Origin of the sequence: Streptomyces sp. SM1, assembly GCF_002910825.1 — a bacterium.
Classification (GTDB): domain Bacteria; phylum Actinomycetota; class Actinomycetes; order Streptomycetales; family Streptomycetaceae; genus Streptomyces; species Streptomyces okerensis.
The window spans coordinates 1-13,344 of the sequence record NZ_NEUB01000998.1 but is presented as its reverse complement, the minus strand read 5'-3'; the positions used below and the strand labels follow the sequence as shown (position 1 = coordinate 13,344).

Annotated in this window: 9 protein-coding genes and 1 pseudogene; 2 read left to right on the top strand and 8 right to left on the bottom strand. The window is 66.2% G+C overall.

The window, feature by feature from the left end:
- Nucleotides 1-336: transposase family protein (locus B9S61_RS35400; RefSeq protein ID WP_146064862.1), on the top strand; the 336-nt coding region annotated here is incomplete at its 5' end.
- 95 nt (nt 337-431) lie between these two features.
- Here B9S61_RS35400 and B9S61_RS35395 read toward each other — a convergent pair.
- The 7 genes from B9S61_RS35395 to B9S61_RS35365 form a co-directional block, all read right to left on the bottom strand.
- The gene (locus B9S61_RS35395) at nt 432-1,787 is read right to left on the bottom strand and encodes a DNA cytosine methyltransferase (RefSeq protein ID WP_103545834.1); all 1,356 of its coding nucleotides are present in this window, start codon (nt 1,785-1,787) and stop codon (nt 432-434) included.
- An 11-nt stretch (nt 1,788-1,798) separates the two neighbouring features.
- Complete coding sequence (locus tag B9S61_RS43375) at nt 1,799-3,628, bottom strand: DNA cytosine methyltransferase (protein WP_219819998.1); 1,830 nt, start codon at nt 3,626-3,628, stop codon at nt 1,799-1,801.
- Complete coding sequence (locus B9S61_RS41835; RefSeq protein ID WP_219819997.1) at nt 3,628-4,524, bottom strand: hypothetical protein; 897 nt, start codon at nt 4,522-4,524, stop codon at nt 3,628-3,630. The genes B9S61_RS43375 and B9S61_RS41835 overlap by 1 nt, the downstream gene beginning before the upstream one ends.
- Nucleotides 4,521-6,470: a hypothetical protein gene (locus B9S61_RS35380; protein ID WP_103545833.1), complete on the bottom strand. Its 1,950-nt coding sequence runs from the start codon at nt 6,468-6,470 to the stop codon at nt 4,521-4,523. The genes B9S61_RS41835 and B9S61_RS35380 overlap by 4 nt, the downstream gene beginning before the upstream one ends.
- Nucleotides 6,470-7,495, bottom strand: a complete 1,026-nt coding sequence (locus tag B9S61_RS35375; RefSeq protein WP_103545832.1) for a PD-(D/E)XK motif protein — start codon at nt 7,493-7,495, stop codon at nt 6,470-6,472. The genes B9S61_RS35380 and B9S61_RS35375 overlap by 1 nt, the downstream gene beginning before the upstream one ends.
- Nucleotides 7,492-10,038, bottom strand: coding sequence for a Z1 domain-containing protein (locus B9S61_RS35370; RefSeq protein WP_103545831.1), 2,547 nt, complete (start codon nt 10,036-10,038; stop codon nt 7,492-7,494). Before B9S61_RS35370 ends, B9S61_RS35375 begins: the two co-directional genes overlap by 4 nt.
- A gap of 204 nt (nt 10,039-10,242) precedes the next feature.
- On the bottom strand, nt 10,243-10,635 hold the full coding sequence (locus B9S61_RS35365) for a very short patch repair endonuclease (RefSeq protein ID WP_103545830.1): 393 nt from the start codon (nt 10,633-10,635) through the stop codon (nt 10,243-10,245).
- A 790-nt stretch (nt 10,636-11,425) separates the two neighbouring features.
- Between B9S61_RS35365 and B9S61_RS35360 the strand changes: the two are divergent.
- Nucleotides 11,426-12,073: pseudogene (locus tag B9S61_RS35360) on the top strand (alpha/beta fold hydrolase); the annotation flags it as partial.
- A 74-nt stretch (nt 12,074-12,147) separates the two neighbouring features.
- Here the strand turns inward: B9S61_RS35360 and B9S61_RS35355 are convergent.
- Nucleotides 12,148-13,191 carry an SEC-C domain-containing protein gene (locus tag B9S61_RS35355; RefSeq protein ID WP_103545829.1) on the bottom strand — a complete coding sequence of 348 codons (1,044 nt, stop codon included), beginning with the start codon at nt 13,189-13,191 and terminating at the stop codon, nt 12,148-12,150.
- Between the last annotated feature and the right edge of the window lie 153 nt (nt 13,192-13,344).

Here is a 13,344-nt window from a genome sequence, read left to right as displayed (position 1 = left end):
GACACCACCTGCGCACGGGCCCACGGACTGGTCGACGCCCTGAACCGGCTCGCCGCCACCCTGGGCGTCCCCACCCTGACCGACCTCGGCTACGAGAACGCCGGGCCCGGCTTCCGTCACCCGGTCAAGAAGCCCAAGGGCGGTGAACTCGCCGAGCCCGACCAGGCGTTCAACGCCGTGATCCGAGGCGTCCACGCCGTCGCCGAACGTGCCAACGCCCTGCTGAAGGTCACTTTCAAGGCCCTGCGCAGGGTCAGCCTCGACCCCTCGGCCATCACCCGCATCGCCCGAGCCGCCCTCGTCCTGCTCCAGCTCGAGCACGACCGCACCGCCTGAACGAAGATCACAAAACGTCACGAGGCGTTACCGAGAAGAGTTCAGTGGGGCCCGGGGGATTCGCGACGCCTTCTGACGCAGCCCGTGGTGCTCCCTCAGCCTCGGAGGAAGGTGTAAATCGCTGAGGCGATGGCCTTGCCGAGGGGGATGGGGACGGCGTTGCCGATCTGCTTGGCAATCTCGGTCTTTGAGCCGCACCAGCGGAAGGTGAGTGGGAACCCCTGGATGCGGGCGGCTTCGAAGTGAGTAATGGGGCGGTTTTCCTCCGGATGAAGATATCGCCCCTTCTCAGGTTTGTAGAATTCGGTTCGAATGGTCACAGAGGGCTGGCCCCGGCGAATCCTGCCCATGACGTCACCCGTGCCGGTGTTGTGGTCGTCCCAACTCTTCGTGGACAGGTACTCGACCGGAGTCCTCACGCCGGCAGGATTCTTCTCCGAGAAGATGTGAATTTCCCCGGTCTCGTCGAGGGTGTAGTATTTTCCACGAAGGTCCTTGCGGTTCCCGCCGGGTGGGATGGCTCGGTATCGGGCTTGTGAAATCGGTTCGGGGTTGCGGCCGAAGTGGAGATCGTTCGTGGTGAAGATTCCAGGAATGATGGAGTTTATTTCGGGGACGAACTCCTTGTAGTCCGGCAGTTCGGTTCCAAGGATTTTGCGCTGGGACGTCTCGTCGAAGACACTGTCGACCGGCTTCCAGTAGGAGACCTCGCCCCCCATGCCCTCCAGCAGTGGCGCGCGGTGAGCAGTCGTGGGGAGTCTCGGTCGACGGACGCGCTGTTTGAGCGGGTACGACATGGAACGTCCGGTCTCGGTGTCCCGACGGACACCGATGACGATGGCTCGGCGGCGCGCCTGGAGTGCCCCGTAGTCGGCCGCGTTGAGCAGGTAGCGTTTCGCTGTCTCGTGGGCGTCGTCGGTCGGTTCGTGGCCCGGAGGGTCGACCAATCGGTAGTCGGCCAGGCGACCCCCGTGTTCGACCTCGCTCAGTAGATTCCTGAACTCGTCCGACTTGAGGAAACGATCGACGTTCTCGATGACGAAAACCTTGGGGCGCACCAGAGCGACGATGCGTACGTAGTCCTCCCAGAGGCGGTTGCGTTCGCTGCCCTTCTTCTCGCGGTTCAGCGCCGAGAACCCTTGGCAGGGCGGACCTCCGACCACCACATCCGCATTGAGGGCTTCGGCGGTCGGCTCCCATTCCTCGATGTCGCCGAGGTGGACATGGGAGGGCGGCACCTGGTCGTCAGGTCGGAGCCTGCCGAAGTTGACCGCGTACGTGGCTGCTGCGGCAGCGTTGTGCTCCACGGCGGCGAGGCTGCGGAAGAAGGGACCGTCATCGAGTGAGCCCGATGGGCGGAAGTCGTGGAAGCCCTGCGTGAAGCCCCCGCAACCGCTGAAGAGATCAACGACAGTGATGGGGTCGGGGGCGGCCGGCCGGGACGTGCGCATGGTAGGTGATCCTAACCGCGTAGCGCCACGGCGATGGAGCGGCCTACGGCAGTCGCGAGGGGCGGCGGCATGGCGTGGCCCACCTGGCGGTAACGGGACGTCTTTCCTCCGGAAAACGCCCAATCGGAAGGGAAGGACTGGATCATGGCGGTTTGTTCGATGGTGAGCTTCGGCTGACCATCGAGTGGGAAGTCCTCCCCTGGAGGCTCGTCGCCCAGGCTGTTGCCGTTCACGCCCAGTGAGGCCCACGCCTTCTTGCTTCCCGTGGGGCCGAGATCGGCACCGCCCCGACGGTCGGAACCACCGACGAGTGCGGGCGCGGCGCGATTGGCGTTCATGGCCCACGCCCCCGCTCCGGGCCAGCCGCGGGAAGCCATGGAAGGGCCCAGGACCTCGCCCACGGTGGGAGTGGGTGCCCCACTCGGCACGGGCCACGAGAACCCCGAGAAGTAGGGGGTCTGCAGAGCCACGAGAAAGCCGCTCCTGCGGTTCTGCGGTACTCCGAAGTCTCCGGCGTTCAGAACCTTCCAACTCCAACGGAACCCGCTTTGCTCCAGCTCGGCGCCGATCCAGACGCGATCCGACTCGAATTCCGGACTTTCGACGAGGTCGGGGAGGTTCTCGAAGAGAATGGCGCGAGGCCTGATTTTGCAGGCGAGATCGACGGCAGCCCGGAGTACCCGTCGTTCCGCGAAGTCCTCGTCGCGAGCGGCCGCTGCGAGTGACTTCACTCGGGGGAGGCCTCCGCTGAGGAGATCGATCCCCATGACCTCCGGACGTTCGGTCGGTTGGAACTGTGCCACGTCGATGCAGATGATGTCCCAACCGGGACGATTGAGGTCAAGGGTGAAGCATGCGTCGGCCTTGCTGTCGAGCAACGCGACAGGCTCGAAGCCGGCGGCTTCGAGCCCCAGTGCCTGGCCTCCCGCACCGGCGCAGATCTCGACCGAAGTGAAGCGTCGGACTGCCGCACGCGAAGTGGGCTCCGCCTCCTGGGCGGCCTCGACGCCCCGAGCACGCAGCGTGGAGCTGGGCGATGCGGAGTCGGGGGTGTGTGCCGGTGCTACTGCGTCCCGGGTGCTTGACGGCGCTCCGCGCTGCGCATCGATCGACTCCTGGGCGACGGCGCGCAACTCGTTGTCCAGGGGGGCTTCTTCAACGCCATCGAAGAGGACGAACGGCGCGAGTCGAAGAAGGCGTTTCAGGAAGTCGCGAAGAGTTTCACGATCGTTAAGCCCGCTCAGGTCGAGTTCATTCCAGACACGCAGGATGGCGCGAACCAGATGAGGGCTGCCGCCCAGAGCGGTACGGCGAGCGTAGATCTGGTCGAAGGCGGCCTCCCCGAGAATGCGTAGCGCGTGATACGGGTCCGATTCCTCAGGTGAGCGAACCAATTGGGCCCGCCACCAGAGGCGACCGAAGACGTGCCGGGTCAGGTCCGTTCCGAGGACACGGTCCCGCGGGGGATTCGGGTAGCGCCAGATGGCGACATCCGGCATGAGGGCCAGGGCGAGGAATACCCAGACGTCCCGGGAAGCGGCCTCGGCAGGCACCATGCCCATCTGGGAGTGGAGCAGAGCCGCCAATTTCAGGTCGAACTCGGCATTGCTCGCGCGATCGGATTCCTCGGGGAAACCAGCTTGCTTGGCGAGGTCGAGAACACTTTCCCGCAACTCTTTCAGTCGGGCCGGGGGAATTCGGTCGCCTCCCGTGGCGACGTACACGGCGGATTCATGTGTCACGGCCACCCGTTGGGAAAGTTCCGTGACGGTCAGATCACGGTACTCGTCGTACAGCGGCTTCGCCTGTTCCGCCAGCAGGCGAGGGTAGAGGAAGCTCATCACGGCACCTCGAAAATTCTGACGGACGCCTGCAGATCGGAAGCGAACAGAGCAGGGGATTGCCGCTGGCGGAGGCGAATGTCAGTGATCGACTGCCCGGGGAAGAGCTGGTCGACGAGGTTCAACAGCGTGGCACCCAACGACCCCTCGGGGAAGTCGGCGTCATCGTTGAAGTCGTCGTGGCTCAGAGCGTGCTCGACCATGACGCGTGCTGCGTCCGCGTACACGGCGGACAACACGATGCGATCCAGAGTGCTCGACTTGGCGGCCTTCTGGAATGCGGTGGTGGTCACGGTGTTCTGCTCGTTGACCAGGAGCAGCAACGATCCCATGGTCGCGCTCTCCAACCCGCCACTGATCTGGAGGTGCCAGGCTGCGTTGTCAGGGAAGGACGTTCGGGCGAAGTCGATCACCGCCATGGGGAACTGCGGTGCGTCGCCCTGGAGGCGCACGGCTCGTCGATCACTCCACAGCACGGAGCCCGCCGTGCGAGGAGAGGACGGCCGAGCGTCGGTCCAGCGCTCGGCGAGCAGGAGAGCAGTATCCAGAAGGAGTAGCCCGCCGAGGTCGGTGCTGCGCAGGCGGAAGTCGAACTCGATCGGGCTTTCTTCGGCTCCGCTCAGCCTGATCTGCTGAGCGGGACCGCTGAGGTTCGACCCGGTCGCCGTCCAGGCGGCCGACAACATGAGGGCGGCGTCCGGGGGAAGCCCGGACTCGCGGCGTGCCCGATCCTGATCGACGTGGACGGTCCTGCGTACGCGCAGGTTCATCTGGTAGTCCCAGTCCGGCAATGCCTCGGGCAGGGGGACTTCGCCGTCCTCCACGACCAAGCGCCACGGCTCGACCACGAGAACGTCGTCGGTTGGCACACGGTAGGGGAGCACCCGGCGGGTCATGACTCCTCCACCGCCTCGACCTTGATGTCGATCTCAGTCATGGTGTCGGGCGCGGGTTGTACAAGGGCACGCCAGAGAGCATCTCCGCCTTCGACGACGCAGGGGTCCTCGTCATGGAGACGCCCTGTCTCGTCTTCCCAGCCGACGAGTGTCGGCATGCTCGCTCCGATCGGCGGATCCGTCTCACGTCCACCCGCACCGGACAGGGTGACGGCGAGATCGATGCGTACTCGCTGCGTTCCGAGCACGGGCAGCCGAAACTCCTGGACCAGTACGGAGGTTTCCTCGTGCTCGTCGTAGTAGGGATCGCCGACGTACTGCACACGAGGGCGGCGGTTCGGAGATCCGCCCGCTCTACCCGTCATGCCCGCGGGCGCCCGGTCGTCGTCGACGGACGCAGTGCCGAAGCCATGCTTCGACGTACGACGGCTCTTCGCCCCTCGTCGACCGCTGCTTCCCGCCTCGTCGTCGGTCGAGCGGGTGGCAGTGCTGCCCGGCTTGGAGTAGTCGGTCGCGCCACCGATTCCCCATGCTCCCCCGACAAGACCGGAGAAGAACGAACTGGCCGCTCCTAGAGCCACGCTGCTGGCTCCTGGGCGGGTGCCTCCGCCGAGTGACAACAAGCCGTTCAGGGTCTCGTCGATACGGCGGAACGTGGTCCGTACGTAGGTGCTCTCGGGTCGGTCCAGTGAATGAGGATGCCAGGCGTCGTGAGTGGGAGGCTCGGCCTTGGCATAGACATCGTCCATTGCCTCGTCCGCGCGGAAGACACCGGCATAGCCCTGAAGCGCGCTGGATGGCTTGGGCCCCGGCCGGTAGGTGACGACGAGTTCTGCCGGTCGCATCAGGCACACGTGATGAATCAGGTCGTCGATGTTCAGCATCTGCTGTGCGCGGGTCCGTTCCAACTCCGGCATGATGCGTTTGACGAGACCGATGCGGCCCAAGTGTTTTTTGGGACTTCGGCACTCGAGGTCGCGGCCGTTCGGACCCTTCATTTCCTCGAAAGCGGCGACGAACATGTTCAGAGGACGGGTGTCCCGAGGGTTCGGTACCGGGTGTTGAACGCCGTCGCAGGTGACGGAGAAGCGCATCGTGGGGGGCTTGCCGTCCACAGAGATCATTTTGGGCCACAGGTGCCAGGCGATGGTGTCGGCCAGATAATCGGCCGCCTTAGAAGGAGACAGCTCGTCCAGATTGGGGTGGATAACGACTACGGTCGTACCGGTCTCCTCCGGCGCGAACGGTCGGAGGCCGAGGCGCTGGGCCGCCGTGTCGGCCTCCGCCCCCACCAGGGGTTCGACGACGTCACCGGACGGGTCACCCCACCAGTGCCGTCCCGTGTAGCGACGGTTCCTCCCGGTCTCGGGGGTCACGTAGCTCTTCCAGAGAGCGCAACCGATGAGGCGGGTCTCGTAGCCGCCCCCCGGGGTGCGGCACCGGGAGTGCACCAGCACTGTTCCCGGCCGGGAGAGCAAGTAGAAGATGCCCTTGCCGAAGCCGTACGTGCCGCCACCGAGTGATGTGTCCCGAGGCTCGCCGATATTGCGAACGAACGACACGAAATCCCGCTCGTCCCCGATCGCGTCGTTGGCGCGGGTCGGACCTCCGAGGCCGCGAGTACCTCGATCGGAGACGGCCAACACACGAATGACGTCTTCTCTGAGCGTGCCGCGCAGCGGGAAATTCGTGGTGCTCGTGGGAGCACCGGCCCGGAGGAGTGTCCGCCAGGTCCCGGCGTGGGCCGGGCCGACGCCCCACATGTCGATGCTGAAATCGACTGGCTGGGAAGAGCGTCGGTCACGGGCATCCCAGCTGTTCTGGGCGGATTCCCGGACCAGAATCGTGAGAAGATCGAGTTCGGGACGCCCGAGCTGATTACGGATCCCCTCGGCGGCGCTGGCGCCCTCCGGGGGGTAGGGCTGGGAGTACCAGCTCGGCTCCATCACTCCGACTCCTGAACGATGTGCTCGGTCATGTGTGACACCTCGTCGGATGTCAAAAAGGCGAGGCCCCTTCCCGAGAGGTCGATGGTGTACTCGACATCGAGCACGGAAACGGGGAGTCCGACGGCGTCGAGCGCGCTATTCGTAAGCCCGGGAAAGCCCGGCCCCACCGGGAACCAGATCTCCTCACCGATGCCGAATCGGACATCTCGGTATCGATCCACCTCGAAATGTCGGTAGCCGGCTTCGGCGAGAAGGCCGAGTACCGCGCTCTCGTCGTCGCACCGACGCCGGACGCGCTCCACCAAATCCACGAAACCGGTACCGCCTCCGGACGCCGTCACGCGATGCAGGCCGAACCAGACGAGACAGAGACTTCCACCGGCCGGAGGTTCCAGCTGGCCCAGGCCGTGTATGCGGGGCTTGCGGCCGCTCGGGTCGACGGCGGACTTGACCTCGATGGCGTCGACTCCTGTCGAGAAGTCGTGACGGTGGCCCTTTGGGCCGAGCCAAAGACGGTGCGCTCCAGGGTCGTGCCGCAGGAGCTTTTCAAGAACAATCAACTCGCCGAACAGTCCGGCCAGTTGCTCCGGGTCAAGACCGGGGCCATGGGTCAGGAAGAGTGCTTTCCATCGATCGAGGACACGATAGAGGACTTTGATCGGATTGCCGGAAAGTCCTTGAACCGTGGTGAGCACGTCGACACACAACTTCGTGAACAGATCGTTCAGGTCCTCGCGGAGGCACGCTAGATCGGCGTAAGTCTGGTAAGTGTCCTCGTCCTCCAAGGGGCGCTTGCGCAGACGAAGCACCGGGCCGTCCAGCCCGGATCGCAGTCCGAGGCGGGCACTCATGGGAACCAGCAGGTGTCGGTGTCCCTCGTGGTCGACCGCTGCGGCCAAGGCGCCCTCGTCCGTCATCACAGGCAGTTGGGACACACGGAGCCGGTTCTCGCCCGTCGTGGGCCGGGCCTCCAGGGCAGCCCAGTGCTGCTCGACGAGCTGTCGGAAGGCCGGCTCGCTCACGCGTCCTCGCCTTCGAGGAGACTGAGGTCCTCGTCCTCGATGCGGACCCCCGACAAGTCGGCGGAAATGTACTTCTCCACTGTGCTGTCCTGGTTGCGGGGCTCCGGGAAGACCAGCCCGACACCGATGACGTGTTCCTCGACGTTGAGCGGCCTGCGGGTCTTCTTGCTCGGGTTCGGCTCGGACATCTTGTCGATCGGGTACAGCACCAACAGCCCGGTATCGGGGAGTTGGGCCCGCCGCTCCCTCATGATGTCCTTCTCCTCCAACTGCTTCACGTTGCCGGACAGATCGATCGCGGCATCGCGACGGCTCATCAACGTCTTGATGTCGGCGTGCTCGGGCCCCAGGGGGTCGGCGAGACGGGCACGAACGCTGCGTCCGACGGTCACGCCGGGTGTGAACTCGAAGGGCTCCCCGCCGGGGTTTCCGACGATGGCCACGTTCCACCGACGGAGCGACCCCGCTGCCGACACTCGCTTGCGGATGTAGGCGGTGATCAGGTCGGCGTCGTTCTCGGGCGACTTTTCGTGAAACCTGTAGGCGGACAGGAAGTCGGTCACGACGTCGTGCGGAACATTGCGGAAGATGAACCGGCCCTCTGCCGAGCGTTCCTCCACCCGCACGGCGTTCGCCATGGAGGATTCGACAAGGCCCCTGGCGGCATCGATGTTGCCGCGAAGCCATTCGGCGTTGGTCTGGAAGTAGTGGGTCTGCACCCGCCTTCCGCCGTACGACGAGGCGGCTGTGACAGCCGAACGCATCTTGGCCGCAGCCGTGACCCGCAGCGCCGGGTGGGTGCGCAGGCGAACAGCGAAAGTGAGCGGAGTCTCGGCCTCCGTCATGTAGACGTCGATGTCGCGACGCATCTCGGTTTCGACAGTGGCCAGATGACGGAACCACTCGGCCAACTCGTCGGTCATCCAGATCCGGGGAAGATCGGCGTAGCCCTTCCGGAAACCGAACCAGCGCCCCATCTGCAACAGCGTGTCGTACGCGGAAACCGCCCGCACGAAGTAGCTGACCGACAGGCCCTCCAGGGTCAGCCCTCGGGAGAGAGTGTTGCCCCCGACGGCAATGGCGACCACCGGACCGTTCTCGTAGTCGAGGCGATCCTCACTGCTGGAGTTGTCCATGATCACTCGACAGCTCTCCAGTACACCGGGCAGTTGGGCGAGTAAGGAGTCGAACGGTACGGGTGTCTCGCCGAAGTCCTCGGCCGGAACACGAGCGGTCTCCTTCTCCCAGAGCCTTTGGAGGCGACTGACGACCGAGACGTCCGTGAGTGATTGGGCCCTCTTCTTCCGGAGGTGCTCCAGAGGCCGCTCGAAGCTGTTGTGCACGGACGTGTTCACACTTGTGTGAATGAGCATCGTGCTGTGGGGATTGCCCGTACCACGGACACGACGAGCGGCGGTGACCAGCCAGAAGTAGTCGATGGCCCGGAGCAGGGTGCCTGTGATCACGGGCTCGAAGCCCTCGACATCCGCCTTGGTCTCGGGGCGAACGCACGGTACGTCGTCCGTCGGGACCGAGCGGATCATGTCGTAGCCGTCATCGACATCCTCTTGGTCCTCGCCGTCCAGCGCATAGCGACCGAAGAGCACCTCGGTACCGAAGTGGCCGGCGGGTTTGGGCAGGTTGACGACGAAGTCGCGCGGGTAGAGGTCCTGGGCGCTCGGATCGATCAGGAGGTTGGCAAACGGGGACGCGGTGTAGCCGACGTATGCGGAGCGGGGCAGGCTGCTCATGATGCTGAGGATCAGCGGATTGATGGACTTCGTTGCCACCGTGGCCTGGTCGGCCTCGTCGTCGATGATGAGCGCCGGACAGTCCTCCAGGTATTCGGACGCCTGGGCCAGCCACCGTGAGAGCTTGCGAAGAACAGTCGCGTTCTTCTTCACCACGCACAGGACGTGTGTCCTGTTGCTCTTCCCGAAGTAGCCGGCCGGGTTCTCCTGCGGCGTGAAGTCCTTGTCCAGACCGGTCAGCTGAGACCACATCGAGGGATTGGGCTCGACCAACTGCTGCACCAGACGAGTCTGGGTCTGACGCCGGAGCCCGTTGTGGATGCCGGCCAGGACGATGAAGAGCTTGTATCCGCGGTCTGCCGCCTTGGCCATGACGGACGTGAAGTTGGTGGTCTTGCCGGACTGCACGTAGCCGACCACCAGGCCCCGTGTGGAGAACGATTTCTCCTTGGGGTGATTGAGCAGGGAGACGACCCTGGTGGAGGAGTCGTCGAGATCTTGAATGACGGGCTCGGGCCAGTCGTCCTTGCGAAGCAGTTTGGTGATCGCGGGCCAGCACTTGTCCTTGGCCTGAGGGCCCGTGTACCAGGTGTCGCGGTTGCCCATGACCACGGCATGGGGCTCTTCGAGCTCCTTGATGCGGATCATCTGCTCCTCGTGCCGCGCACGGATCTGGTCGATGACGTCCTGCTCGACCCCGAGGAGCTCCAGCCGCTTCACTGCCTCCGAGGGAGGAAACATTTCCAGGAGCGCCTGAAATGTCTCGTACTTCGCGTCAAAGTCTCCGGCCATGAGATCGACCGCCCCCGCTCTTGTTCATCGAGCCGCCAGCTCCCCCATGGGCTCGGCGGCGTGAATCCGCACTCCGTGTTCACGCTGTCTACACACTATGAGTGGTGCTCGTTGTCAAACGGAACGATCCCGTAACTTGTCCTACTGCTCGGCCCCGGCCGGGCAAAAAGGGTGGAAGCGTCCCCACGGGTCCTTGTCCCTGTCTCACGTCTGCTCGGAATCCTCCGGTCGTGGTTTGACAGCGGCCGTGATGCGCAGGGCAATGTCCGTGACGGGTTCGTGCTCCCAGAATCGAAGGACCGTCCAGCCCGCCTGCGTGAGGTGCTCGGTCGTCTCGATGTCCCGCGCCATGTTCTTGTCGAGCTTGGCCCGCCACCACTCGGCGTTGGCCTTCGGGCTGGTCGCATGTCGGGGGCATCCGTGCCAGAAGCAGCCGTCCATGAAGACCGCGACCTTGGCCTTGGGGAAGACGATGTCGATCGTGCGTCGAGACATGCCGGGCACCGGTACGTTCACCCGGTATCGGAGGCCGGCGGCGTGCAGGACCCTCCGCACCGCCACCTCCGGAGCCGTGTCGCGGGAGTTCTGGCGACTCATACGGGCGGAGACGCTGGGCGAGGAGGGGACAGCACCGGACACACCAGCATTCTGCCGGCCGACGGAAGGGTTGGGGGCGATCCGGATTCTTCCGTTGGGCGGTGCTCGGCGAGAGCGGAGAATCTCCTGGTCAGGCGGTTGAACGTGTTCCAAGAGCCCGTCTTCATGGCACGGGATGAGGTTTGCTTGTGGTGCGGGGAAGGGTCAGGAGACGCGACGCCTCCCGGCTGAGGTGCTCAGGATGTGTGGGAACGTCTGCACGGGCTGTGCAGGGCCGAGTCGAAGGGCATCGGCGGGGTCGTGGCCATACGGCATGCCTGCGTGCGGTTGGAACGAAAAGCCTGGAGATCGTCGCAGTGCATGCCCGGCATGTGATCCGGTTCCGGCCGGGCGGTGGAGAGCATGACCCTGGGCCAGGAGTTTCCTCCCATGTATTCGTTCCGACCTGTTGGCCGGCGTGGCGGCGCGCAGTGGTGGCCTCCGAGAGGTCTCGTACCGTTGCCGCGTGAGTGCTGCCGCCCAACGGAGCCACCGCAGGCCGTCCCAATGATCCCGCCGGGTTCCCGCGGCCGCCGCCACGCCGAGAAGCGCCCTCCGGGCCACCGGCTCCTCCGCCATAACCACAGGTCAAACGCCCAGCGCCCGGATCACCTCCGCCGTGCCGGAGGGGACCATGTGGTCCCATGGCAGGGAGGCCCGCCACCGGCGGCGTACCTCCGTCCCGGTGATGAGCTTCGCCGGGCGCTGCCAGAGCACCAGGACGTCGTATCCGGCGGCTTCCACCAGAGCCGGGCGGTCCAGCCGGCCGACCATCGGCTACGACTACGACACCTTCGCCGCCGACCTGAACACGGTCCTGGAGACCCTCGACCTGCGCGACGCCGTCCTCGTCGGGTTCTCCATGGGGACCGGCGAAGTCGGCCGCTACCTGGGTACGTACGGGTCCGCGCGGGTCGCCAAGGCCGCGTTCCTCGCCTCCCTGGAGCCCTTCCTGCTCAAGACCGACGACAACCCCACGGGCGTGGACGGGAGCGTCTTCGAAGGCATCAAGCAGGCCGTCACCGAGGACCGGTACGCCTACTTCAGCGCCTTCTACCAGGACTTCTACAACCTGGACGAGAACCTCGGCACCCGGATCAGCGAGGAGGCCCTGCGCAACAGCTGGAACGTGGCCGCCGGTGCCTCCTGGTACGCCTCGCTGGCCTGCGTGTCGACCTGGACGACCGACTTCCGTACCGACATCGGGAAGGTCGACGTACCGGCGCTGATCCTGCACGGCACCGCCGACCGGATCCTGCCGATCGAGGCCACCGGTGAGCCCTTCCACCAGGCTCTCCCGCAGGCCGAGTACGTCGTCATCGAGGGCGCCCCGCACGGCCTGCTGTGGACCCACGCCCAGGAGGTCACCGACGCCCTGCTCGCCTTCCTGGCCAAGTAGCCGACGGAGGCATCAGCACCCGCGCCCGTCCGCCGGATCCCGGCGGACGGGCGCACTGGTGATCAGCCGGTCGCTCAGTCGGCGCCGTGGCACTCCCCGTACGTCCGTCCCGAACCGCACCAGCACGGTGCCGTCTGCTCCGGCGGCCACGCCACCGCCCGGCCGCGTGCCGCCAGGGTCGTCGCGTACTGGGGGAGCAGGGCCGGGTCGGCGGGTGACGACAGTTCAGAGGCGGCGAAGGCCTCGTACGACGGGACCGTGCCCGTCACGATGCCCAGGTTCCCGGTGCCGGAGGAGGCGAGTTCCCGCAGGTCCGCCTCTATCGCCGCCAGGTGGGCGTCGTTGGACGGGTACTCCTCGGCCAGCGAGGGGTACGCCGCCGTCAGTTCGGCCAGCTCCGTCGCCGGCCAGTGCAGGACCGCGACCGGGAACGGGCGGGACAGCGCCTCGCGGTACGCGCCCAGTTCCGCGCGCAGGCGGACGATCTCCGCCTCCAGCTCCGCCGGGTTCTCCGAGCCGAGGGACCACACGCGCTTGGGGTCGTGGAGTTCGTCCAGGGTGATGGGGAGGGTGTGGACGGTGTCCGCGAGGGCGTCCCACTCGTCGTGCGCCGCGCCGAGCATCCTGCGGACGCGGTGGCGGCCGAAGAGGAGCGGGTGGGTGGAGCGCGGGGGCTTCGGCCCGTCGGCGGCGGGAGAGGTGCCGGGCCCGGGGCCGGTCAGGAGGAGGAGTACCGCCTGGGTGAACGTCTCGTGCGCCTGTTCCAGCTCGTCGTGCGCCTCCAGGGACTCCGCCACGATCACCCAGGGAGCCGGGTCGCGCGGGGCCGCCATGCGGATGCCGGTGATGATCGCGCGGGCCTCCGCCTCATGGCCGTACTCCCAGAGGTTCGAGGCCTTCAGGGCGCGGACCAGGTACGGCTGGTCCAGGGCCGCGTCCGAGGCGAGGAGGCGGTCGTAGAGGGCGGTCGCGGCGGGGCGGTCGCCGGACAGCTCGCGGTGGGCGGCGGCCCGCAGGAGCAGGGCTTCGGCGTCCTCGGGATAGAGGTCGGCGGTCCGCTCCCAGCGGGTGGCCTCAGCGGTGTGGTCGACGTTTTCGGCAGGCGTGTCGGGGCGCATGGGTGACACGGTACTGCCGAGAGGTGACAGGAGGTGAGGGTGCAGGGGGTGGTCGGGGGTGTTCCGGGTTCCCCGCCCGGCCCCTGCGCCCGGCTCCGCATCCGCACCGGATCCCGCGCCCGGCCCCTGCGCCCGGCTCCGCATCCGCACCGG